General features: G+C 51.0%; 27 protein-coding genes and 1 tRNA gene. 8 read left to right on the top strand and 20 right to left on the bottom strand.

Going from position 1 to position 21699, the window contains the following annotated elements; all coding sequences use genetic code 11:
* Positions 1-6: 6 nt before the first annotated feature.
* From GYRE_RS08200 to GYRE_RS08160, 9 genes are all read right to left on the bottom strand, one after another.
* Complete coding sequence (locus GYRE_RS08200; RefSeq protein ID WP_051860931.1) at positions 7-654, bottom strand: hypothetical protein; 648 nt, start codon at positions 652-654, stop codon at positions 7-9.
* Positions 647-1030 (bottom strand): hypothetical protein, encoded by a 384-nt coding sequence (locus GYRE_RS08195; protein WP_038254459.1) that lies wholly within the window; start codon positions 1028-1030, stop codon positions 647-649. Before GYRE_RS08195 ends, GYRE_RS08200 begins: the two co-directional genes overlap by 8 nt.
* 89 nt (positions 1031-1119) lie before the next feature.
* Entirely contained in the window at positions 1120-1425 is a 306-nt protein-coding gene (locus GYRE_RS08190; RefSeq protein ID WP_038254458.1) for a hypothetical protein, read from the bottom strand.
* A complete protein-coding gene (locus GYRE_RS24960) occupies positions 1422-2162 on the bottom strand; it encodes a hypothetical protein (protein ID WP_051860930.1) in 741 nt (246 codons plus the stop codon). Before GYRE_RS24960 ends, GYRE_RS08190 begins: the two co-directional genes overlap by 4 nt.
* Entirely contained in the window at positions 2155-2508 is a 354-nt protein-coding gene (locus GYRE_RS08175; RefSeq protein WP_038254457.1) for a hypothetical protein, read from the bottom strand. The genes GYRE_RS24960 and GYRE_RS08175 overlap by 8 nt, the downstream gene beginning before the upstream one ends.
* A complete protein-coding gene (locus tag GYRE_RS08170) occupies positions 2501-2731 on the bottom strand; it encodes a hypothetical protein (RefSeq protein ID WP_038254449.1) in 231 nt (76 codons plus the stop codon). Before GYRE_RS08170 ends, GYRE_RS08175 begins: the two co-directional genes overlap by 8 nt.
* A complete protein-coding gene (locus tag GYRE_RS08165; protein ID WP_038254448.1) occupies positions 2724-3122 on the bottom strand; it encodes a CHC2 zinc finger domain-containing protein in 399 nt (132 codons plus the stop codon). The genes GYRE_RS08170 and GYRE_RS08165 overlap by 8 nt, the downstream gene beginning before the upstream one ends.
* The gene (locus GYRE_RS24715) at positions 3115-3276 is read right to left on the bottom strand and encodes a hypothetical protein (protein WP_167829709.1); all 162 of its coding nucleotides are present in this window, start codon (positions 3274-3276) and stop codon (positions 3115-3117) included. The genes GYRE_RS08165 and GYRE_RS24715 overlap by 8 nt, the downstream gene beginning before the upstream one ends.
* A complete protein-coding gene (locus GYRE_RS08160; RefSeq protein WP_038254525.1) occupies positions 3269-3556 on the bottom strand; it encodes a host cell division inhibitor Icd-like protein in 288 nt (95 codons plus the stop codon). The genes GYRE_RS24715 and GYRE_RS08160 overlap by 8 nt, the downstream gene beginning before the upstream one ends.
* A 187-nt stretch (positions 3557-3743) precedes the next feature.
* Here GYRE_RS08160 and GYRE_RS24955 point away from each other — a divergent pair, with 187 nt between their 5' ends.
* On the top strand, positions 3744-3929 hold the full coding sequence (locus tag GYRE_RS24955; protein ID WP_038254447.1) for a YlcI/YnfO family protein: 186 nt from the start codon (positions 3744-3746) through the stop codon (positions 3927-3929).
* Positions 3930-3932: 3 nt separating this feature from the next.
* Positions 3933-4064 (top strand): hypothetical protein, encoded by a 132-nt coding sequence (locus tag GYRE_RS25115; protein WP_258521986.1) that lies wholly within the window; start codon positions 3933-3935, stop codon positions 4062-4064.
* Positions 4065-4131: 67 nt separating this feature from the next.
* On the opposite strand, the gene GYRE_RS08150 is transcribed toward GYRE_RS25115, so the two are convergent.
* The 5 genes from GYRE_RS08150 to GYRE_RS08130 all read right to left on the bottom strand — a co-directional run bounded on the left by GYRE_RS08150 (position 4132) and on the right by GYRE_RS08130 (position 8570).
* Positions 4132-4728, bottom strand: a complete 597-nt coding sequence (locus GYRE_RS08150) for a Rha family transcriptional regulator (protein WP_038254446.1) — start codon at positions 4726-4728, stop codon at positions 4132-4134.
* A gap of 103 nt (positions 4729-4831) precedes the next feature.
* Positions 4832-5029, bottom strand: coding sequence for a helix-turn-helix transcriptional regulator (locus GYRE_RS08145; protein ID WP_038254445.1), 198 nt, complete (start codon positions 5027-5029; stop codon positions 4832-4834).
* Between the two features lie 182 nt (positions 5030-5211).
* Complete coding sequence (locus tag GYRE_RS08140; protein WP_038254443.1) at positions 5212-6105, bottom strand: DUF6387 family protein; 894 nt, start codon at positions 6103-6105, stop codon at positions 5212-5214.
* A gap of 1034 nt (positions 6106-7139) precedes the next feature.
* Positions 7140-8327, bottom strand: a complete 1188-nt coding sequence (locus GYRE_RS08135; protein WP_038254441.1) for a tyrosine-type recombinase/integrase — start codon at positions 8325-8327, stop codon at positions 7140-7142.
* Positions 8328-8493: 166 nt separating this feature from the next.
* Positions 8494-8570 (bottom strand) — tRNA-Arg (locus GYRE_RS08130).
* Between the two features lie 489 nt (positions 8571-9059).
* Between GYRE_RS08130 and GYRE_RS08125 the strand changes: the two genes are divergently transcribed.
* Together GYRE_RS08125 and fimZ are read left to right on the top strand one after the other, a co-directional pair.
* Entirely contained in the window at positions 9060-9779 is a 720-nt protein-coding gene (locus GYRE_RS08125) for a helix-turn-helix domain-containing protein (RefSeq protein WP_006818906.1), read from the top strand.
* An 812-nt stretch (positions 9780-10591) separates the two neighbouring features.
* Positions 10592-11218, top strand: coding sequence for a fimbria biosynthesis transcriptional regulator FimZ (gene fimZ / locus GYRE_RS08120; protein ID WP_006818904.1), 627 nt, complete (start codon positions 10592-10594; stop codon positions 11216-11218).
* Positions 11219-11269: 51 nt separating this feature from the next.
* Here the strand turns inward: fimZ and sfmF are convergent, their stop codons facing one another.
* The 6 genes from sfmF to fimA form a co-directional block, all read right to left on the bottom strand.
* A complete protein-coding gene (gene sfmF, locus GYRE_RS08115; protein WP_006818903.1) occupies positions 11270-11791 on the bottom strand; it encodes a fimbria assembly protein in 522 nt (173 codons plus the stop codon).
* A complete protein-coding gene (gene fimH, locus GYRE_RS08110; protein WP_006818902.1) occupies positions 11784-12791 on the bottom strand; it encodes a type 1 fimbria D-mannose specific adhesin FimH in 1008 nt (335 codons plus the stop codon). The genes sfmF and fimH overlap by 8 nt, the downstream gene beginning before the upstream one ends.
* A 4-nt stretch (positions 12792-12795) precedes the next feature.
* Positions 12796-15378 (bottom strand): fimbrial biogenesis usher protein, encoded by a 2583-nt coding sequence (locus GYRE_RS08105; protein ID WP_081874640.1) that lies wholly within the window; start codon positions 15376-15378, stop codon positions 12796-12798.
* Positions 15379-15393: 15 nt separating this feature from the next.
* Complete coding sequence (fimC, locus tag GYRE_RS08100) at positions 15394-16086, bottom strand: type 1 fimbria chaperone FimC (protein ID WP_006818900.1); 693 nt, start codon at positions 16084-16086, stop codon at positions 15394-15396.
* A 44-nt stretch (positions 16087-16130) separates the two neighbouring features.
* Positions 16131-16676, bottom strand: coding sequence for a type 1 fimbrial protein subunit FimI (gene fimI, locus GYRE_RS08095; RefSeq protein ID WP_006818899.1), 546 nt, complete (start codon positions 16674-16676; stop codon positions 16131-16133).
* A gap of 72 nt (positions 16677-16748) precedes the next feature.
* Entirely contained in the window at positions 16749-17300 is a 552-nt protein-coding gene (gene fimA, locus GYRE_RS08090; protein ID WP_038254439.1) for a type 1 fimbrial major subunit FimA, read from the bottom strand.
* Between the two features lie 486 nt (positions 17301-17786).
* Between fimA and folD the strand changes: the two genes are divergently transcribed.
* From folD to malI, 4 genes are all read left to right on the top strand, one after another.
* Positions 17787-18653 (top strand): bifunctional methylenetetrahydrofolate dehydrogenase/methenyltetrahydrofolate cyclohydrolase FolD, encoded by an 867-nt coding sequence (gene folD / locus GYRE_RS08085; RefSeq protein WP_038254436.1) that lies wholly within the window; start codon positions 17787-17789, stop codon positions 18651-18653.
* A gap of 1 nt (position 18654) precedes the next feature.
* Entirely contained in the window at positions 18655-18867 is a 213-nt protein-coding gene (ybcJ, locus tag GYRE_RS08080; protein ID WP_006818894.1) for a ribosome-associated protein YbcJ, read from the top strand.
* A gap of 225 nt (positions 18868-19092) precedes the next feature.
* Positions 19093-20592, top strand: a complete 1500-nt coding sequence (locus GYRE_RS08075; RefSeq protein WP_038254434.1) for a PTS transporter subunit EIIC — start codon at positions 19093-19095, stop codon at positions 20590-20592.
* An 81-nt stretch (positions 20593-20673) separates the two neighbouring features.
* Positions 20674-21690 (top strand): Mal regulon transcriptional regulator MalI, encoded by a 1017-nt coding sequence (gene malI, locus GYRE_RS08070; RefSeq protein WP_038254432.1) that lies wholly within the window; start codon positions 20674-20676, stop codon positions 21688-21690.
* The last annotated feature ends 9 nt before the right edge of the window (positions 21691-21699 follow it).

The following is a 21699-nucleotide window of genomic DNA, read 5'->3' as shown; positions in this document are numbered from 1 at the left end:
TGCCTCTCAGTGAGCCACTGGCGCCGCCGGAATGCCTTCCGTCTTCAGCGTTTCAATAAAGCTGTCGTGAAGAAGCGCCATACCGTCAAGGCCCTCTTTGGACATATCAATGCCTGTAACAGGATTTATGTCGACCATACTGCGGTAAATTGCTGCCGCCATCTCAGGGGCTTTGTTCGCCGGGAACATTTCATAAGCCAGCCCATCGATATGGTTTGCCAGAGCAAAGCGTTCAGAGCACGGATAAATGACGATAGCGCCCTGTTCACCGGCATATATAGTTACTTCTTCAGGCTCTCCCTGTGCATTTTTTACTTCGACGGATCCATTTGTATCGAACATCTCACAGACATAAACAGCAGCTACCACCCAGCGCCAGAGCGAAAGATTTTGTTCATCCGTCAGCGTTAAAACTTCAATTTGCATACCGTGCCAAAGGGCGGCGACCAGGCGCAGTCCCTCGACCAAATTTGCGTCATACTCTCCACTTTCAAGTTTCTGAATATCAGTTTCTGGAACGACTGCTTCGATTCCGTTTAACTGCCGGTGGAAATAAAGTACAAAGTTCTTCTCTGCAACGTGGCGAATCTCCTGGATAAATTTATCTGTCAGACTTGCCCCACCAGAAAAGCAATTTCCTTGTTTGTTACGCATGATAAATCTCCAGTCCAAACTTATTATTTTTTGGGTTTTCCAGCGCAGCCGTCACCGCCGTTTTCATCACTTCATTCATAAACTCCACACCTTCAGAAGTGAGGCGACTGTTATCCTTACTCAGCATCCCGGCATAAGTTTCCATCAGGATGGACATACCTTTATCCCGGCCAAACTTACGGAAACACTGAAGTTCCATACTGTTGATAAGACAGCAAGCTACCGCCGTTGGAGTCAGGTCACTCAGGGTGATCACCTGTCGTTTAACCACCACGTTAATCAACGCTAAACCAGCATTATGCATGCGGCAGTAGTTCACAAAGGCATCAGCAATATGCTTGCGATGTAATTCAAGAGCGTTATTTTTTTGGTTCATAAATATCGATTCTCCTGCCATCAGGGCGAGACAGTCCCCGACCCGATGGCCGCTAATTTATGTATAAGCGTTATCTGTTAATGCAGGAATTATTTACCGGGCATTCGCCTGCGCTCGCCGATATTAAAATCCGCTTCATCTGCATTAAATTTCAGCGCCGCCGCAATACCGGGTAAATACATCAACATCTCACCCAGCCGGTACAAATCATCACGCGCTATTTCATCGCTGTAATTTTTATTATCACAGGCCCAGAAGACCACGTTACCGACAGAGCCAAGACCCGACAGGATGCCTTCGTACGCCGCCTCGGAATGCATGCGGATCTCCGTCAGCGTTTCATCATCTTCTTTGCTCAAATCGCAGCGGGAAAGTAACTGTTCGATTCTGCTCATACCTGCGCTCCCCAGTAATCCGCGAGATTAACATCGTATACAGCAAGCCAAGCTTCACGCGGCCAGGATTTGACAAAGCCAAACTGTGGATCCGCCACCTTGTGGGGTTCAAGCCCATTTGCCTGACACCATTTTTTAAGTAGCCGCCAGCCATATTCGATATCGGTGACCTGCTTCACCGCTTTCACCGTGGCGTGTTTTTCTGATTCACCCAACCGCTCAGCCAGTTGTTTTGATTTGCGCACGGCGGCTGATGCGGTTGCCATCGCCGTCGCTTCCCGGCGGTTGCCGATTTCGGCTTTGGTACGCTCAGCTTTGTCAGCACGGGCTTTCTCTGCCAGGCGCCCCTGCTCAGATGCCATAGCAATCTGGAGGATCTCCATCGTAGACAGTTCGCGCGGCACGGGTACCGACTGGTAACGAGCCTCCAGCTTATCAACCAGGCCACGGCGCACTGCTTTTGACTCGCGGGCTGCAACGCGAAGAGCCTGCTTCATTCGCATGATGATTCCCTCGGATGGGCGTCCACCCTTACTGCCATGAGGTTTTACAAAAGTTTTGTAAAACTCCCCGACCAGCTCATCCTTAATGCGATCGATGAAAACGTTGTTGCGAATTGGCTTTTCTCCACACTCTTTGCGAGTCTCGTTCACCATTTCCAGCAGCGTATCGGAGTCAATCTCGCCGGAATCTCCCGCGACGTGAGAACCTGCCATCAGTTCAGTTTTATCAGCCATTGTTCTTCTCCTGCGCCAAAAAGTTCGCCACACCATCACGAAAGATACTGTTCATCACATCCAGTCCTTCACTGCTGATATCGTCGCCGCTGAGGCAGACATTCAGCATATGCACCGCAAAAGCCTTTCCGGTTTGACCCGGATACTCATCCTCTGCCGGCATGACCAGTCCCTTACGAATACATTCCGCCGTGGAGGTTTCTTCGAGCATAATCGTTACGCGCTGGCCATTATCAGCATCAACAAAAGCGACAGGCCTGCCGCTGTCTTTCATGACGTGGCGGATGTATGCCTTCGCCAGCTTCAGGCACAAGCTTCCGGTGTATTTTTCATATTGCTCAGCCATTACACACCCCGTGTTCGCTATCAGTTTGTTCACCAAGATCTAGCGCGTTTGTTGATTCCTGAGTAAGATGCGTCGCCACATCCACCAGGGCGTGGACATAAATCTGCATCGATTCGCTGCCACCACTCAGAATGGACTGAGCGCAGTACATCAGATCCAGCGAGCGCTGCAGGTTCACCAGCACATCGTGGTCTGTCCGGTAAGTACGGGAACCCTTAGGCATTGCACACCCCCTGTTCAGAGGTAACAGACCAGCCAGCCTGACGGGCCATTTCCAGAAATGACGACAGCGTGGCAATGTGCTCCCCGTTAACCAGCGGGTAATCACACACGTGACGCCACTCTTTCAGATGAACCACCACGGTCCCGGTAAAACCCGGAGCCACATGCAGATTCACGTTAAGCACAGCGTCCAGCCCACGATCCAGCATCAGCTTCGCAAAATCCGCAGCATCACCTTGCACACCACAACCAAAACAGCGGAAGTTCTGGGCTGCAGGATAAACCGTGAATGACGGCGTTTTCTCGCTATGTAATGGGCAGAACCCAACGTGATTTTTACCCTGGCGATCGAGGTGAACACACGATCCAATAATTTTCAGAATGTCACTCATTCCCGGCCTCCTGCGCTTTTTTAGCGACCTCTTCAATCTGCGACATAAGGATCTCCGCCAGTTCAATGCGGGCTGGCGTGTCGGTAAGGAACTGTGCGGCACGCGCCAGTGCCTCAATTTCAATCAGGGCATCGGTTTTAGTGTGTTCAGACATGCGCCACCTCCTGAGCGCCGGAGGTACAGGCATCGAAACGTTGCTCGAAAAACCATAAGAAGTGGTCTTCAGCATCAAACAACTGCAAACGACATGGGGCTTTCGTGCGGATCTGTGCAGCGAATACCAAATCCCAGTAGGGGAAGTGTGCCCGCGCCAGCTCTTCGGTGTCAGCTTCTGCACGCAACACTACTGGCGTAGAGGCCGGGAGATCGGAAGGAGTCCCCAGGAACAGGTATGTAAATTCAGGGCGAGTTTGGGTATCATGTAAACATGCCATAATGTTACTCCAACTAACGTTGTGGTTAGACGCCTCAGTAGTGTTCCCGCACTCTGAGGCGTTGTTACACAGCCTAGCAATTAAGCTGGTGTGGCCCACCTTACGCCCAGGTGTGGTCCACGTCAATTTTTTATTTTGATTTTCTTTCAGGTATACTGTGGTCCACCAATCTCCCTCAGGATCAGTCATGGCAACAGGTACAGTAAATGCAAAATCACAATCCCTTAAGTCGCGCGTACCACATGAAGTGGTCGAAGCGATGGAGGCAGTGAAAGAGCCAGGGGAAAGTACATCCCAGTTCATAATTGCCTCACTAGAGGGAGAAATTAAGCGCCGGCTGCGCAAAAAGTCCAAAGTTGATTCGGAGATCTGACACATGGCAAAAGAACCCAACGACTCTCCACCAACTGAAGTAGAGAAAATGCCAGAGCAAGTACTGCCAAAATCTGTGCTGAAGCAACTCAGGGAACGGCAGCGCAAGAAATCGAAAGACAATCCCGACCAGTGATCGATCTGGTTCTCAAAGGCAGCGCCGCAATCGCTGCCTTTTTCATTTCCTGACGTGGCGGTAAGCATTAGCGAACCTCCAGGTACGTGTCGCCGCCAATCAGATCCAGCTTCAACTGACTCAGGCTTTCAACCAGGGATTCCGCTCTTTCGAGCAGCACCAGATCATCCTGACGTTTACGCAAACGTCGGCCAGCATCACTTGAATCCTCGTCTGAAACCTTGCGGGCTCCTGCAACAATATCCTGCAGTTCCTGCACTGAGTAGTTGAGATAGCCATGAGCCTGGCGATCTAACTCTTCCATGTAGTCGTAAACCTTGGCCTGCAGCTCGTAGCTATAACTCATTGCCATCAGGCAGGCCTCGCGTTTGGGGAGCTGGTAGCACGGCAGCTCGCGGCCAGTGCTGTCTTTGTACTGGCGTAAAAATTTACGGCAGTCGTTTTCGCCCAGCACCTTAGGGACTTTTTTCAGAAAGTTATCGTGGGAAAGCTTCCGGTACTTTTTGCACGGGAACTCCAGCCCTTCCGCTTCAGCCTTTGCCTTGCGTTCAGCGTTGATATAGTCGACCATTTCAAGACTGCTCATGGTCGGCTCTGAATTATATCTCTGACCAATTTCAGGTTGAGCGAGGCCCTGCCCGGTGAGGGCACTTAATTTATTCATGGTATTTACCTGTCGTTAGTTATGTTGATAGGTATTGCGACAAAATGATCCTGCCAAAAATTTACTGCAAACACTCGCAAGTAATTCGCTTGGACAATCTTTATCAGGCAACCTCCTTGCGTGACTCCTCGATGCGCTGATTTATCCAGTCATCAACTTCACTTTCGACAAAGGCGATTGAGCGGGAGCCAATTTTGACAGAGGAGGGAAATTTACCCTGCCCCATCAGGCGATAGAGCCAAGCTTTACTGTAGCCAGTGCGACGTTGAACCTCAGAAAGACGAATGAAGGATTGCGACATATTTACCTCGTAATGTCTATTGCGGTTTACAAAATGTAATGATTCCATCTAATTCAAAAATAAAAAAGAGATATTGGAAGAAGAATAACTTCCTGACTTTCAGATAAAAAAACACCCAAGAACTTTATCATTCTTGAGTGTCACAGATTTTCAAGTGCTTTCTAACCCACGAAAATCGAAGGTTACGAAATTCGTAGAGTAACGTCAGCTATTTTCGAAGTCCCAATTTCCCCATCATTATCAACAAACAGTCGTAATAACCTTGTATATGGCTCACCCATTGCTTCTAGGGCATAGGGCCTGATTGTCTCTTTTATTACCTGGGAGTCTTTAGGGTCATCTGGGAAAACAACATGAGATAGTATTGCATTACTCACCTCCTTATTATTCAACTCTCCCCATAGCAAAATATCCAGGATGGGTAACACTCTGTTCTGGATTAATTTCTGAATGGTTTTGAGCCCCATTCTTCTACGTGGAAGTATATCTGGCTCAGGAACAGATAACTCTCTACGCCATTCTGGCAAAAGTTTTTTTATGCTTGATAGAATCTCATTATCGGTAGCTTCAGCTAGCCACAAATCAAGCAGTATTCTGTGATTAAAATATTCTGGAACATTTTTGCTTACTGTTGCAAGCATGTATTGTGGATTTAACTCTTCCAGCTCACCATCTTTATTAACAAAATAAGCCCCCTGATCAATTGCAACCTTATTGTACATAGCAAGTTCAGAAAAAGATAAAGGCATAACTCCAGTATCATGCTTAAGCGAAGGTTTATCTCTACTAAGAGCATCACCTTTCCCTGATGATCTTAGATATTCATCCATTTCCTTGTTGAACGAAATCTCCTCTTCTGAATCAACACTAACATTCGGATCACCGCTGAATATTCTTTTATATTTTACTCCATCCTCAAAAGAAGCATCATCAAGATGGCCGACATTATCAGAACAATAGAAAAGAGTATGCCGCCATTCTATTTCATGAATAAAATCATAAACGGACAGCCCCTCTATAAAGGAGTAATTGCTCAAATCAAACCAAGAAAAATCACTAACAACGGCTTTATCCATAATTTCTCCTCACTCCTTCAGATTATTGAACCTACGCCTGTCCGTAAAAGTGTGCCGTTTTCGGCGCTTAAACAAGACATATCTATAACCTAAGTTTGGAGTATAAAAAAAGAACCTAGTCACGAATGACAGGTTTATTGTTAAAAAAAGAGATATGTAAAAATTAAGACAACCAACGAACTCGATAGCACCTATCGATTTTATAGAGATGTTTTTACAAGGGAGTTGATGGTTTTTACTTCTGCCAGGGAATTATATCTAGTAGCGTTAAAGATCCGAACTCCATGAACTATCTTAGGAATTTTAGGCTATCTAATTGTGTTGCAGGGACGATGCATCCCCAGTCAATGGATTCTTTCATTACACATTTTCATCCTTGTGATGAATATAAAAAATCCAGATTTTAAAGAACCGTTGGTACAATTGATATTTTTCCAGGCCTTCTGGAAGACAGCCACACAAGCGGTGTAGCATGTTCTACTTTCGGTAGAACTTCCTATTCTTTTTAAAGATCCTTGCCATTTACAACACTCAATTGCTCACTATTCGTGAAGCAAAAATGTGCTGCCCTCTTTACCATTTTCATTACCCGCGTCTAACTACAGATTCCTGTAGCATTTCGTTGGGTTTCCCTTGGTATTCCGAGGGAGGCAGATTATTAAAGAACAGTTTTGGGCTGGCTTTTTCAGCCTACAATGTCAAACAACATTCGCTTTTCAGCGACGTAGGACGAGTGTCCGTTTGGAAAAGAGCATCGCGCTTTTTCAGCGCCGTAAACTGTGAAAGAGCAATTACGGTCTAACTTTGTAAACGATAGATCACTACTGTCTACATGTCCAGCACTTTTATCATCATAAACTCGGAATGCTACTTCACTATAAAGTTGTTCCAAAACCATCGAAAATTGTTCCATAGTTGTGCCATGAATAGCTTGAATATATAAATAAAAACAATACATTAGCCATCTATATATACTTATGGAACAACTGGCACTACTGGAACAACTACTTTTCTTCGCACATGAGAAAAATAGATTAGCTCACTACTTTTCCAGCCAGCTCATCGAGGTAATCCGCATACCACTGCATCATTTCCCGTCGCCCGTCGAGGTACTGTGCGTGGTTGTAGGTGCCACGGATGGTATTTCTATCAGCATGCGCCAGTTGAGCTTCTATCCACGCCGAGTTGAAATCCTTCTCATGCAGCACAGTACTCATGGTATGCCTAAACCCATGGCCGGTAGCCTGACCGGCATAACCTATGCGTTTAATTACCTGGTTAATGCTGGCTTCACTCATTGGTTTACCAGCGTCATTACGCCCGGGGAACACATACTTACCCCTGCCAGTAATTTCTTGCAGTTCCAGCAGTAACGACTTAGCCTGCCGAGAGAGTGGCACAAGATGAGGGCGCCGCATCTTCATGCGCTCCTTTGGTATTTGCCATAAATCCTTCCTGAAATCGAACTCAGGCCACTCAGCAGCACGAAGCTCGATTGTTCTGACGCTGGTATACATGAGCAATAGAGTCGCTATTCGCGTAACCCAACTGCCACTATAGGCATTAACAGCATGTATGAAGGGACCAATCTGATCCGGCAAGAGGTGGGGGAAATGTTGCTGCTTCGGCGGCTTTAATGCTCCAGCAAGATCTGCTACAGGATTGAACTCAGCTCTGCCAGTAATAACGGCATAGGTAAATATCTGTCGGCATGCTTGTCTGGTTTTCTTTAGCTTATCCAGAACACCGCGCTCTTCCATTTTTTTCAAAGTGGAAAGCATATCCATTGGCTTAATATCAGTAATAGCTTTTTTTCCAATATAAGGAAAAATATCCTTTCTCAAATATTCAAGGATGTCGTCAGCATATCCCGATGACCAATTTGCTTTCTTATGCTCATGCCATTCCAGTGCAAGTAGTTCGAAACTGTTATTTACGGCAAGGGTTCTGGCTTCTTTCTCCGCCTGTTTAACTACAGATGGATCATCACCAGCAGCAAGAAGGCGTTTTGCCTCATTACGCTTATCCCTGGCCTCCGCGAGTGTCACATCAGGGAATACCCCAATAGAAAGGAGCTTCTCTTTTCCTGCATAGCGGTACTTTAAACGCCAGTACCGGGAACCATTGGGGTTGACTAACAGATATAGCCCGCCACCATCAGAAAGCTTGTAGGGCTTCTCCTGAGGCTTAACAGTACTTATCTGGCGAGCGGTTAACTTCATTTTGGGGGTATCTCATCTCATTGAACCTAGCGATACCCCCGAATGTACCCCCACATGAGTGTGGATTTCAATAGAAGTTAGTAGACGATGAGAGCATGGGATTTAGAGGAAATACTTGCTATATCTGGATTTAGTAGACTTTAGAAGACGTTAAGAGAAGTGTTGATGGTACGCCCTACAGGATTCGAACCTGTGACCTACGGCTTAGAAGGCCGTTGCTCTATCCAGCTGAGCTAAGGGCGCACTGAGAAGCGAGTGCTTGCGATGTGGAGCGCCTGGAATTATACGGTTAACGCTTGTTGAGTCAATGGCTTTCACCGCAAAAGCCGTCATACCCGCGTCCTCGCGGACACGCACGGATGCAACTGGTCACAGTTTGCACCAAATCCCCTCTTCCCTCATGGCTAACTGCGAAAAGTCTCATCGGGATTTAAGCAACGCCTGGTGTTTCTCCCCCGGACCATTGGCAACAATGAAACCATGCTTACCGAAATCGATAGCCGCAACATGATTCAAATTGAAACATTTTCCGGGCTGACCGATAGGTAAGAGTATCTGGTTCGCGGTAAGGCTTCTGTTATCCTTCAAGGCATTAGCGATGGAAGCATCGCGCTTCGCCCTCTGGCTGAAGTACTGGAATCGCAGGTCTGCGCCTTATTGTCCGCAAACAGCTTATTCCGACAGGACCTTATTCGCGGTGGAAAACAGGGTCGCTGTGCTGAGAGGGATTTTATGCGCGTGGTATTACGCAGGGAAAGACGTCGTCGGAATATAACTGATATCCGTGGCTGCCGCCTGCCACTCCCCCACTATGCCCTGATAGACCGCGTCGATTTACTGGCGCAGCCGGTCGCAAGCCGTGCTGCCAGTCTCAATAGCACGCTTATTCTCGTCACTCACGACAGCTATCTGGCGAACGGTATTCGCCACAGCCCCCCTCCGCTCTCCTACAGCACCATTTTCACTCGTCTTGAAGATGCTCTGCACGCACAACAGAAATGGACCTCGGCGCGGGTGATCGTCGATCTCAACGGCGGTATGTCATCGATTCTTGAGATAATGAGCACATTGCGTTCACTGAGCCACAAGAAACCAGAGCTGACTTTTGATCTACTGGCAGACTCCCGCGATCGAGAAATACTGCGTTTTATTGAAGCAACCTGTCTTTGTCGAATTATCAACAGACGCTTTACTTTGAGCATGGTTCAGCAGTCGCTGGCTTTCCCTCGGGTACTGTTTGATAACCCTCGCGAACGCTTTACCCGTTCAGAGTGGGAAATCATCCGCCTGATGGCACAGGGCGTCAGTTTGCGCCACATTGCCGAGCAGCAGCAACGTCCTTACCATCGTGTCATTTATCGCCTGACGCGGATCCTGAGTCTGTTGAAGCTGCAAAAACGCCAGCAGTTTATCCGCCTGCTTCAGCGAATTGACGACGGTAAAGCGCGGTAATCATTCGGATTTACCTGCGTAATGATTACCCTGGTTTAAGAAATTACTTATTTTATTGTTAAATATATGTTAAACGATAACAATAAGAACACATTTATAACTATTCCTAAAATAGAGTAATTATCAAAACTATTTGCTTCCTGCATTCAGGTTTGCAGCATTTATCTCTGGCTGAACTGGGATCGATTCGCATTCAAGGTGGTTTCGTCGAGGAAAATATCACCAAAGTGGCTCAATATGAACAAGATCGCTACCAGAGCCAGCAGAACCTGCGGCATAGGGCTTCTACTGTGCCTGTGCACAGAAAAAAGCAACAGCCCGCGGCAGGGGCATTTAATCTGCGATCCGCTTCGCAGCAACGTATTTTCGTGCGACTAAACATTCAGAAATCATTTTAACAACACCACAACATCCAGCCATAAATGTTGTTTTTATTTAATTTTAAATTCATAAACTTCACGACAAAAAGAAAAATTAGCCTATTTGCCCAAAACGCAAATCATTGGCACTTGCCATCAGAACATCCTAATTCGTAAAGTTTTTTCTCCCTTTCTCAGGCTTTTCCAGGAAAAGTTACGGGGTATAATCGGCCCTGTCAGGATACGACAAAATAATATTGAGCATGATTACCTGTTCTTTATCAGAATAAAAAATAATCTTTGAACTAGCCATAAAAACGAAAACAGGGACGCTTTTGCAATTTCCATGGAGACATACTTCGGTATCAGGATTTCTTGATTTTATCCTTCCAGCTAGCGGTGGATCCGTAAAGGATTCGGCACGACTGTTCTAACAATCTGAGGAATAGAGAAATGAAACCGGCTTCCGTAATCATTATGGACGAACAGCCCATCGTCAGAATGTCGATAGAAGTATTACTACACAAAAATAAAGATATCCAGGTGGCATTAAAAACGGATGATAGTCGTGAAGTACTTGATTACATACGTAATAAACCAACTGACCTGGTGATACTCGACATTGAGTTACCGGGCACAGATGGATTCGCCTTACTCAAGAGAATCAAAGAGATAAACAAGAAAACCAAAGTGCTTTTTCTGTCGTCTAAGTCAGAATCATTTTACGCCGGACGTGCCATTCGCGCCGGGGCCAATGGTTTTGTCAGCAAAAGAAAGGATCACAATGATATTTATAAAGCGGTGGAGATGCTGCTGGCGGGATATTCATTCTTCCCCTCAGCTTCACTCAGCATGATCAACCATTCACGCTATGGTGATATCCCGGAACTGCCGCTTTCAAACCGTGAAGTGACGGTACTGCGCTATCTGGCGAATGGTCTGACAAATAAAGAGATTGCAGAACAACTATTACTGAGCAACAAAACAATCAGTGCGCACAAATCAAATATTTTCAGCAAGCTTGGCGTTCATACCATTGTTGAGTTGATTGATTATGCAAAAGCTCACGAACTGCTGTAATTAAAATAAACTCCCGACGGATAAATAGTTCGGGAGTTTATTATCACCTTATCAATTATAATTGATCATAAATGTCGCATCGGCATCAGCCACGCCTGGCTGCGGATCTTCAGCCGTCGCGATGTAGTTGGCAAAAAACTGCAGCGTCACATTCCCCTGCGCGTCTACCACAACCTCCTGGCTTGCCTGGTCCAGCGGCAGTCGGCTGCGATCTTTATCGCGTATCTCCACCGCCACATTGCTCGCCTGACTATTGCCATTCAGGGCCAGCAGCGTGCTGTCTTTCGGATCTGGCTTGCCGGAGAACGTAATTGAGGCCGATCCCGGCGGGCAGCCGGTCAGCTTAAGGCTAAACGGCACCTGCGAAGTCGTACTGCCCGTTGGCCGCAGCTGCTTCGTCGCCCAGGTGCCGAGTGGCACCGTTTTGTCGCTGTCGCCCGCTTCTGCCACGCAGGTGAAATCCACCACGTTGCCCCGCAGTTCGATGTTAATCTCCCCAAGCGGCGTCTCAGCCTGCACGACGCCTGCGCTCAACAACCAACATCCGGCAAACCATGCAAAACGGTTAGTCATAATCGACACGCAGATACCCCCTTGAGACAAACGGCCCTTCGCTCGGCTTATTCCCGGTGACGCTGATAGGCCAGGCACGGATAAGCACCTGCGCCTGCGCGTTGTCATCAAGACGGAACGGGATTTTGCTGCCAATGTTGTTTGGCGTCAGCGGGGTACCGCTGCTGTCCGCGACAATAAATCCGAGGTCCGGATTATCCGAAACCATCGCGTTGCCGCTCGCTTTTTCTGCCTCGATACGCATCGACAGGTAGGCCTGCGACTCCACGTTGGTACATTTGATACCAATAGTTTTTTGCTGGATAGCCACTCCTTTCGGGCGGTTACCGGCCCCGGCCTGGCTGAACAGCGACGCGCCGATGTCGCCAAAATCAAACTCCACCAGCGTACCGGCGTTAATCGCGCAGTTCTGCGGCACGTTGATGGTGCCGCTGTAGCTGATGGTATAGACCGGCGTCGTCAACGGATCGCCGTTGGTCGTGGTCACATAAACGCGGAACATCGTCTGCCGGGGGATCACCACCATGTTGATGAAGCGCCGCGTCACCTTCAGGCGAAACACCAGCTTCGAATCATTTACCGGGAAGGGTTGGTTCTTGGCTACGTTGGGGTGGCTCCCCATCTGGATGTAATTCTCTGGTGGATAGAAAACTCCGGCATAACTATCGGTGATTTGCATCGCACCGTTCAGATAATCATTGAGCTTCAGGTACTTAAACTGTCCTTCCACGCTCTGAATAGGGAAGTCGGTCACGTAGCTGCGCTTGGTGGTGGTCCCGCTGGTGCCTTTCGGGCATGTCGCGTTCACCCCAACCCATCCCGATTTTTCGCTCAGCGTGACTATCTGGCCGACCTGGTTGTTGGCGCTGGTAAACTTATCGGTGAGGTCGTAATAGATATCGCTGGCGACCCCGGTAGAGTTGGCACAGACCGTTGCCAGCGCCCGCCCCGTGGGCAGCAGCGCCAGCAGCAGCACCGCAATGGCATATTTTTTCGACATTACATTACCTGTCACAACGCACCTCCGTAAGCGTAATGGCCTGTTGCAGGCTCTTTTCGGGCAGGCTGTACGATGCACGGCATTGCGAGTTTGCGCCTTCTCCCCACTGAATTAACAGTTCACCGCTAAGCGGCAAACCACTTAAGTAAATCTGCCCGTCATCGCCGACCATGCTGGTCACCCCCCGGCTGGTCTCGCGCACGATGGCTCCAAACGGTACCGGTTGATTACCACGACGCGCGGTAATCAACGCACGAACCCCGATGCGGGTATCAAACGCGGCGCGCACTACCGCCCCTTCCGTCGGTACGACGTTGCTGACGTTGTTTTCGATATCGGTGTTGTTACTCATCGAGTTGGTATCGAGCGCCACGCGGTTGTAGCGATATACCGTGGCATACGGCATTACTGCGTATCCGCGCCAGTCGGTTTTTACCCCGGTCTGGTTTTCAACGCTGACGCCAGAGGCGCCCGGCGCTTTGATCAGCACGTTGGTATCGCCCAGCGGCTGGCTGAACGTCACCCCGTCGGCGTGGCCAAGCACCCCGCCCGAAAGCTGCCAGTTAAGGTCATGCTGGTCGCGGTCGTAGTTGTAGCCCATGCCCAACGTGCCGTAGGTGGCCTGCCAGTTAGCGCTGGCGCTGCCGGTGTAACCGTTCGAACTGGAGTGCCCCTGCGTCACGCTGTAGCTCAGGTTACGCCCTTCCAGCAGCGTCCCGCTGACGCCGCTCTGCCAGCTGTTCTGCCCATTGCTGTTGCGGTTGGCAGATACCGTGGCATAGGCACGGTCGAATGCGGTATCGCGGCGGTAGCCGTGGCCGCTGAACAAGCTGAACGGAATAGACAGGTTGAAGGTGGCAATGCGGTCGGTTCCCGGGATCCCCACCGACTGGTTCCACGACCAGGCGAGCGAGTAGCTGATGCCCTGCCAGCCGCCGGAATAGCCCAGCTGATACCAGGTGTTGGTATCGCTGGTTCCCCAGTAGCTCTGCTGGCTGCCGGAAACGTACACGGAGCCATAGTCACCGAGCGACTGCGAGATGTTGACCTGAAAACGCCCGCGTTTGTTCATCGTCAGGTTGTGATAACTGATAACGTCCGGCACGCCGTCCTTGTCTTTATTCTTATCGTCATACTGGTAGCCGCTCATCGTTTTCCACGTGGTGTCGTCGAGGGTGAAGAACCCTTCCGTGGAATAGCGGTAGCCGAGCAGCTGGAAGTTGGTGCCATAACGGTTCAGTGATTTCGCATACAGGAAGCGCAGCGACTGCCCTTCGTGGGTACTGTCATCCACCAGCGTGCTGCGCGCGTGGGTCAGATCGAGTGATATCGCCCCCCAGTCACCGAGGTTTTTCCCGGCACCAATCGCCACGGCAGCGTAGTTTTCGGAGAGCTGTGAACCGCCGTACAGGGTATAACCGTCGTTCAGACCGGCAATCACCGTACCTTGCGCGAAAAAGGGCTTGTCCTGCTGATCGTTACCGGAGCGATAGTCCCCGGCGACCAGATCGTATTTGAATCGCCCTTCACGCTGCAGCAACGGCACCGTTGAGTACGGCACCGTATAGCGCTGCTGGCTGCCATCTTTCTCTTCGACGGTCACTTCAAGGTCACCGCTGGATGAGGTCGGGTTCAGGTCACTTATCGCAAAAGCGCCGCTCTGCACGTAGCTCTGGTAAATCACAAAGCCGTTCTGGCGGATAACCACCTTAGCCGGTGTCCGCGCAATCCCGCGCACCGTCGGCGCAAAGCCCTGCATGCTGTCGGGGTACATGCTGTCCGAGGAGTACATTCGTGCCCCGCGGAAACCTACGCTGTCGAACACATCGCTGCCGGTATTGCTGTCGCCGAGCACCAGCTCGCTTTTCAGCGGAATAATGGCGCGCTGCACCCAGGTGGCGACGTTGTTCCAGTTGTTCTGGTGCTGGCCGTTGCTGTTGGAGTAGTTCCAGGTACCGCTGTTACGCAGACGCCACGGGCCATAGTTCAGACCACTTTGCAGGCTCAGAAAATAGCTGTCGTCGTCGGTGCCCCGGTTACCGCTGAAGCTGTAGTTAAGCAGCGCTGCCGGGATCCCCTCATCCCACTCATCGGGAGGAATATAGCCACGAGCGCTGTTCTGCATTGCCACCTGTGGAATACTGAAAGCAAGCTTCTGCGAGGCAAAATCGAAGGCGATTTCCGCCCCCGGAATAGCCGTGGTCAGCGGAATGCAGCTACCGTCCTGATACTTCGCCAATGCCGGAAACGCGGTGCTGTTGATACCCAAACGCTTAATCAGCGCCGGGTTCACACAGGGAGAAAGCCCTCCCGCCGCCGGGGCGGTATGTTCAGCAGGCTCAAATGCCATATCCTGGGTGCCGATGAACTCATCGTTACGCCAGATATCCACACGATAAACGCCCGCCGGCTGCTGATTGCCTTTTTCAAAACGCGACAAATCCGCCACGCTCGCAGCATCATCCGACAAAAATGCCGGGTTGAAATAGTTTTCAGCCCAGCTGTGTTGTGACCAGAATGCGCCGGCAAGCGCCAGCGTCATCACGCTAAGACGCGGTCGGTGAGGTGAGAGTGCACGTGTCATCATGAGCCAGCGCCGTCGTTATAAATTCACGTTACGGGCAGGGGTGATCGCCCCGTAATCATTCACGCTCTGCCAGCTCAGCTTGCCACCCGCACCGCCAGGGATCGCCACCTGACCGCTGCTTTTCGGCGCCACCATCAGGTTCTCGAGCTTTTTACCCGCCATCTGGATATTCACGAGCGTAATGTAATACGGCGACGGGTTGGTCACGGTGAGCTGGCTGCCGCTACGGGCAAACTTCAGCTGATCGAGTGCGGCTTCGGGCTGGGAGGGTAAATTTGCCGGGCGCACAAACAGCTTAATGCGCGACAAAATGGCCAGCTGCAGCACGTTCTTACCGTTTGCGCTGTCTTTGTTAACCGACGGAATGGCCTTCACGTTCATCCAGAACAACGATTCGCGATCGGCCGGCAGCGCCTGTCCGGCGTAAATAATGCGCAGCGTGTTTTCGCTGTTGGGCTCACTGACAAACAGCGGCGGTGTTACAACAAAGGTTTTCTCTTTCTGACCGTTGTTGTTTTCAATCCAGGCGTTGATTAAATAGCGTTCCTGAGTGTTACTGTTGGTGATGGATAACGAAGTTTGTTTTGCATCGGCAGGATAAATAACGCGGGTAGCGCCCAGCGCAATACCACCAGCCGCCTTTGCAGGCAGCGACATCATTAACAGTAAAAAAGTGAAAGCGATACCAGATTTGAACATCTTGTTCATGACTGCAATACCTTTATTTATTTCTGTTCGCGAATGCAATCGCTTCAGGGATATACCAGCGTAAACCAGACATCCGAATGAATATTCCCGGGAATAAGCGGCAATGAAATAACCCGATAACGCGCGCTGAAGTGCAGCGTCATTTCACTGCTGTTGATGGGCTCATAGTTCAGCGGTGGCGCATTCGGTTCAATGAGCTGCTGACGTTGATCAAATAATCCCAGGCCAAGCCCGCTGTCGCTCTGCGCACCGCCTACGCGGGTTGAGGCAACAAATACCTGCGGATCTTCTGCGGGCGTCAACCCCTGAAAGGCAACGCCGACCAGCCGCGAAACATCGGTATGACAATCCACCAGCCGGATACTGAAAGGCACCGTCACCGTCGAAAAATTGCCGACACCGGAAAATGAATTGGTACGATACTGGCCCATGTCGATACGCATATTCTCGCTTTCCGGCGAGACCGCGCAGGCACCATTCACCAGCTGTCCCCGCATATGCACGCTGCCGCCATCCACCACCACGCGGTGCGCGCTGGCAGGGATGGCTACGAGGCAAAACACCCCTATCCAACAAAACTTCCGTATCATTCCTGGTCCCCGGCGCTGGCTTTTAACGCGCCTCCTCCCTGAGGCCTGGCTCATCCTGAGTACGTGTAGGCCTTATTCGTATTTCATGACAAACGTGGCGTCAGCATTTGCCTGACCCGGTGCGGTGGTGTCGGCGGTTGCTTTATAACGCGCGCTGAAGTGCAGGGTGTTGGTACCCTGGATCAGGTTCTGCGCGGCAGAGAATACGGAACCGTTCGGTGTCAGGGTGCCTGAAGCGCTGTCGAGGATCTCGATACCTACGCCGCCTGCGGTAGAACCGTTATCACCGGAAGCGATCGCCAGCAGGGTTTTGTCCTGGGCATCGATCTGGCCGGTAAAGGCAACAGCGGCAGTGGCTGCAACGGTCGGATCACAGTCATTCAGCACGATGCTGAACGGGATCTTGGCAGAAGTATCACCGGTTTTGGTGAAGGTCGCGGTGCGGTACTGGCCCAGTTCAACAGTCTGGTTAGAAGATGCAGTGCTTACCGCACAAGCTGCGTTCACCAGCTCACCTTTGAAATGAACGGTGCCGCCGTTTACAGAAACTGCATCCGCATTTGCCGCTGTTGCGACCAGGCCTAAAGTTGCCACCAGAGAAGCAGCAATAGTCTTTAATTTCATGTTTATTCCTTGAATTGAAAAACGCACATCCGTCGCGTGCATCCTGTACGCTCCGTGTGATTTACCGATGACATTCGCATGTCAGGAAGTAATAACCCCGGCATCCCGCAGAGATATTTTTTATTCGCGTCAGGTCACACCAATAGCAATAAAAAATAATATTAATTATTGTATTTGGCCGAACTGGAATAATGCCCCTGGCACAGCGTTTAAATTAACGCAATGCGCTAATACAAAATACGTATAAAGACTTTGTTTTGGTTAAGTCACGTCTTAAAGAAGAATAAGAAAAGCCTCACCACGGATGTGGAAACAGAATCACCAGCGCCTCGCTGCTGAATGGTTAAGGCGCTACAGGCAAAGCCAGGCGGGGCCAGGAGAGGACAGAAAGGATAAAAACGCAAACGGAGACTGACAGCAGCCCCGGCTTCTGACAAAATATGTACATCCCCCTTTTCTTGAATGACAGACGGAATCTTCTCTCTGATGGCAGCAAAGATTATTGACGGTAAAACGATTGCGCAGCAGGTGCGCTCTGAGGTTGCGGAAAAAGTGAAGGCCCGCGTAGCGGCCGGAAAGCGCGCCCCAGGACTGGCCGTTGTGCTGGTCGGCAGCAACCCTGCGTCGCAAATTTATGTCGGCAGCAAGCGCAAAGCGTGTGAAGAGGTCGGTTTCGTCTCCCGCTCTTACGATCTGCCGGAAACCACGTCCGAAGCGGAACTGCTGGAACTTATCGACACCCTGAACCACGACAGCACCATCGACGGAATTCTGGTTCAGCTCCCACTGCCTGCGGGTATCGACAACGTGAAGGTGCTGGAGCGTATCGCGCCGGATAAAGACGTTGACGGCTTCCATCCGTACAACGTTGGTCGTCTGTGCCAGCGCGCTCCGCGTCTGCGTCCGTGCACGCCGCGCGGTATCGTGACGCTGCTTGAGCGCTACAACATCGACACCTACGGTCTGAACGCAGTCATCATTGGCGCCTCTAACATCGTCGGTCGCCCGATGAGCATGGAGCTGCTGCTCGCCGGTTGCACCACCACCGTCACCCACCGCTTCACCAAAAATCTGCGCCACCACGTAGAGAACGCTGACCTGCTGGTCGTGGCCGTCGGTAAACCGGGCTTTATTCCGGGCGAGTGGATCAAAGAAGGCGCTATCGTGGTCGATGTCGGGATTAACCGCCTCGACAGCGGCAAAGTGGTTGGCGACGTCATTTTCGACGACGCTGCCGCCCGCGCTTCTTACATCACCCCGGTTCCGGGCGGCGTGGGTCCGATGACCGTTGCCACCCTGATTCAGAACACCCTGCAGGCATGCGAAGAGTATCACGACACGGAGAAGGCATAAGATGGCCACTTTTTCACTGGGTAAACACCCGCACGTAGAGCTATGCGATTTGCTGAAGCTGGAAGGCTGGAGCGAAAGCGGCGCACAGGCAAAAATCTTCATCGCTGACGGTCTGGTAAGCGTTGACGGTGCGGTAGAAACCCGCAAACGCTGCAAAATCGTTGCCGGTCAGACGGTGACCTTTAACGGCCACAGCATCACCATCGTCGCCTGATTTCCCCCAACCCTCTCCGCCTGGAGAGGGTTATCCCTACAGCCATAACGGTTAATTCTCGATCAACCTCAAAGAATCACAAACTCATCTGCCCTGAATGTGAAATTTTAGTTGCGGCCAAAATCGCTTTATTTCACGATAAGTAGAACGTTCTACTAGAACGTTCTACTTACAACAACAATGCGTATTTAGCGCATATCGGGGTCTCCACTCGGGGGAATCAGTATGAGTCTGTTCTCAGGTTTTGTTAAATCATTGTCAAAATTATCGATGATTGGTCGCGCGCTGATGCTGCCAATCTCACTGCTGCCGGCGGCGGGTCTGCTGCTGGCGTTCGGCGACAAGTTCCATCTGCCGCTGATGATGAACGCCGGCGGGGTCATCTTCGACAACCTGCCGATGCTGTTCGCCATCGGTTCGGCGGTGGGTCTGGCGTCGGAATCCGGTATCGCGGCGCTTTCGGCAGCAGTATCGGTGTTCGTCACCAATATCACCATCAGCACCGTGCTCGGGATAACGCCGGAGATGGCCTCTCAGGGCGGAAAATACGCCATGGTGGTGGGCATTCCAACCTTGCAGATGGGCGTGTTTGGTGGGCTTATCTGCGGGATCCTCGCCGCGTGGTGCTATAACCGCTTCCATGCCATGCAGCTGCCGGAGTTCCTCGGTTTCTTCTCCGGTAAACGTTTTGTCGCTATTGCCACGGCTATGCTGTCGTTCATCATGGGCCTGCTGTTGCCTTATGTCTGGCAGCATATTCAGGCCGGTATCGATGCGCTTTCTGTCGTGGTCAACGGGGATAACCAGGCGGCTTCCACCTTTATTTTCGGCCTGGTGGAGCGTGCGCTTATCCCGCTCGGCCTGCATCATATCTGGTATCCGTCGTTCTGGTACTCCTTCGGTGACTATACCACTCAGGCGGGCCAGGTTATCCACGGCGATCAGACTATCTGGTTCAAAATGCTGGAAGAAGGCGTGAAATCCTTCAGCAGCGATACCTACCAGAATGCCGGTAAGTTTATGCAGGGTGAATTCCCGCTGATGCTGTTCGCCCTTCCGGCGGCGTGTCTGGCGATGTATCACGAAGCCCACAGCAAAAACAAAAAGATTGCCGCCGGTATTCTGTTCTCCGCGGCGCTGACCTGCTTTTTAACCGGGATAACCGAGCCGGTGGAGTTTACCTTCATCTTCGTGGCCCCGATCCTCTACGTCTTTAACGCCATCATGGCCGGCCTGGCGTACATGACCATGTACCTGCTGCATGCGCATATCGCCAAGTCGTTCTCTGCCGGGTTCATCGATTACCTGTCGTTCGGGATCCTGCCGTCGTTCAACGGCTATCAGACCAATTTCCTTAGCGCGGTGATCATCGGGATCCCGATGGCGCTTATTTACTACTTCACCTTCCGCTATGTGATCCGCCGCTTCGACGTGAAAACGCCGGGCCGTACCGACGTGACCACCACCGCCGAAGGGAAAACCGACACCGAAATCGCCACGGAAATTATTGGCCTGCTGGGCGGTGCGAAGAATATCGACTCCGTTGGCTCCTGCATTACCCGCCTGCGTCTTGAGGTGGCGAAGGGAGATATGGTCGATAAAGACGGGCTGAACGCCGTTGGCGCACGCGGCGTCGTCTTTGTCGGTGACAAGGGAATTCAGGTGATATTTGGTGCGCGTGCACAATTTATCGCACAAACCATGTCGACAATGATCGGTAAATAGTCAGAATAGGCTTAACGTCTCCTGCTACGGTAGGAGACGTTAATTATCTGACTGATAGTGGGACGTTTTCAGGGAGCAGATTTGAAGAAAGTCAGCATTATTGATGTGGCGAAGCAGGCGGGCGTTTCGGTTTCCACGGTCTCTCTGGTGCTTCGCCAGAAAGGGAAGATTTCAGACGCCACTATCGAAAAAGTGCACGCGGCGATAAACACACTCGGCTACGTGCATAACGTGGCGGCCGCCAACCTGCGCGCCAATACTTCCAATCTGATTGGCCTTATCCTGCGCGATTTCAGCGACAGCTTTTCTATCAAGGTGATGGCGAGCGTGGTTCAGGAGCTGGAGAAGCAGGGCTACATGGTGTTTCTCGGCCAACCGCTAAACGAAGATGAACATCTCGAGCGCTGCCTGCTGTCGTTCAAACAGCAGGGCGTGGCGGGCGTGATTTATCTGGCTTCCGATGCCACTACCACCCACCTGCCGGAAAAAATACGCCACTGTCCGCTGCCGCTGGTCGTGATATCGCAATCGCTGATGGAGGAGAACTGCCATCTGGTGATGCGCGATAACCGCCAGGCCGCAAGCCTTGCGACCCGTTATCTGATTGAGCGCGGGCATCGCAGCATCGCCTACATCGGCGGGCGAGAGAATGACGTTATTCGCCAGCAGCGTCTGCTGGGCTTTCACAGCGCACTCAGCCAGTACGGCCTCGTCTGGCGCGATGAATCTACCCCTGCCTGCAGCGACGACACCCACGCGGCAAGCATCGCCACCCGGCAACTGCTGGAGAAAAACAACACCATCACCGCCCTGCTCTGCCACTCGCCGGACGCGATGATAGGCAGCATTACCGGCATTCATCAGGTAGGCCGCACCGTCGGGAAAGACGTGTTCCTCACCCAGCAGGTGGCGCTGATTGGCTTTGAAGATATGCTGCATGTGAATCTGACTTCACCGTCGTTTACCTACGTATCATCCGCCAGCGAAGAGACCGGACGTCAGGCGGCGTCGTTGATGATTCGTAAGCTGAAGGAACCGGAGTTACAGATGCAGAAGATTACGCTATCGGGACAATTAATGGTGCGGGAGTCAGCTTAAGGGCATTTT

Origin of the sequence: Yokenella regensburgei ATCC 49455 (assembly GCF_000735455.1) — a bacterium.
Classification (GTDB): Bacteria; Pseudomonadota; Gammaproteobacteria; order Enterobacterales; family Enterobacteriaceae; genus Yokenella; species Yokenella regensburgei.
The sequence above is the reverse complement of the archived record's forward strand: the minus strand, read 5'-3'. Positions and strand labels throughout refer to the sequence as shown.

Bases quoted from the DNA above. Each gene is read 5' to 3' on its own strand.
- GYRE_RS08160 (WP_038254525.1), bottom strand. From the start codon at position 3,556: ATGGCATGTTTACATGATACCCAAACTCGCCCTGAATTTACATACCTG.
- GYRE_RS24960 (WP_051860930.1), bottom strand. From the start codon at position 2,162: ATGGCTGATAAAACTGAACTGATGGCAGGTTCTCACGTCGCGGGAGAT.
- GYRE_RS25115 (WP_258521986.1), top strand. From the start codon at position 3,933: ATGGCAAAAGAACCCAACGACTCTCCACCAACTGAAGTAGAGAAAATG.
- GYRE_RS24955 (WP_038254447.1), top strand. From the start codon at position 3,744: ATGGCAACAGGTACAGTAAATGCAAAATCACAATCCCTTAAGTCGCGC.
- fimH (WP_006818902.1), bottom strand. From the start codon at position 12,791: ATGTCGAAAAAATATGCCATTGCGGTGCTGCTGCTGGCGCTGCTGCCC.
- fimZ (WP_006818904.1), top strand. From the start codon at position 10,592: ATGAAACCGGCTTCCGTAATCATTATGGACGAACAGCCCATCGTCAGA.
- GYRE_RS08145 (WP_038254445.1), bottom strand. From the start codon at position 5,029: ATGTCGCAATCCTTCATTCGTCTTTCTGAGGTTCAACGTCGCACTGGC.
- GYRE_RS08135 (WP_038254441.1), bottom strand. From the start codon at position 8,327: ATGAAGTTAACCGCTCGCCAGATAAGTACTGTTAAGCCTCAGGAGAAG.
- GYRE_RS08075 (WP_038254434.1), top strand. From the start codon at position 19,093: ATGAGTCTGTTCTCAGGTTTTGTTAAATCATTGTCAAAATTATCGATG.
- GYRE_RS08175 (WP_038254457.1), bottom strand. From the start codon at position 2,508: ATGGCTGAGCAATATGAAAAATACACCGGAAGCTTGTGCCTGAAGCTG.
- GYRE_RS08105 (WP_081874640.1), bottom strand. From the start codon at position 15,378: ATGATGACACGTGCACTCTCACCTCACCGACCGCGTCTTAGCGTGATG.
- GYRE_RS08195 (WP_038254459.1), bottom strand. From the start codon at position 1,030: ATGAACCAAAAAAATAACGCTCTTGAATTACATCGCAAGCATATTGCT.
- ybcJ (WP_006818894.1), top strand. From the start codon at position 18,655: ATGGCCACTTTTTCACTGGGTAAACACCCGCACGTAGAGCTATGCGAT.
- GYRE_RS08140 (WP_038254443.1), bottom strand. From the start codon at position 6,105: ATGGATAAAGCCGTTGTTAGTGATTTTTCTTGGTTTGATTTGAGCAAT.
- fimC (WP_006818900.1), bottom strand. From the start codon at position 16,086: ATGAACAAGATGTTCAAATCTGGTATCGCTTTCACTTTTTTACTGTTA.
- folD (WP_038254436.1), top strand. From the start codon at position 17,787: ATGGCAGCAAAGATTATTGACGGTAAAACGATTGCGCAGCAGGTGCGC.
- GYRE_RS08150 (WP_038254446.1), bottom strand. From the start codon at position 4,728: ATGAATAAATTAAGTGCCCTCACCGGGCAGGGCCTCGCTCAACCTGAA.
- fimA (WP_038254439.1), bottom strand. From the start codon at position 17,300: ATGAAATTAAAGACTATTGCTGCTTCTCTGGTGGCAACTTTAGGCCTG.
- GYRE_RS08200 (WP_051860931.1), bottom strand. From the start codon at position 654: ATGCGTAACAAACAAGGAAATTGCTTTTCTGGTGGGGCAAGTCTGACA.
- sfmF (WP_006818903.1), bottom strand. From the start codon at position 11,791: ATGACTAACCGTTTTGCATGGTTTGCCGGATGTTGGTTGTTGAGCGCA.
- GYRE_RS24715 (WP_167829709.1), bottom strand. From the start codon at position 3,276: ATGTCTGAACACACTAAAACCGATGCCCTGATTGAAATTGAGGCACTG.
- GYRE_RS08190 (WP_038254458.1), bottom strand. From the start codon at position 1,425: ATGAGCAGAATCGAACAGTTACTTTCCCGCTGCGATTTGAGCAAAGAA.
- GYRE_RS08125 (WP_006818906.1), top strand. From the start codon at position 9,060: ATGCGCGTGGTATTACGCAGGGAAAGACGTCGTCGGAATATAACTGAT.
- fimI (WP_006818899.1), bottom strand. From the start codon at position 16,676: ATGATACGGAAGTTTTGTTGGATAGGGGTGTTTTGCCTCGTAGCCATC.
- GYRE_RS08170 (WP_038254449.1), bottom strand. From the start codon at position 2,731: ATGCCTAAGGGTTCCCGTACTTACCGGACAGACCACGATGTGCTGGTG.
- GYRE_RS08165 (WP_038254448.1), bottom strand. From the start codon at position 3,122: ATGAGTGACATTCTGAAAATTATTGGATCGTGTGTTCACCTCGATCGC.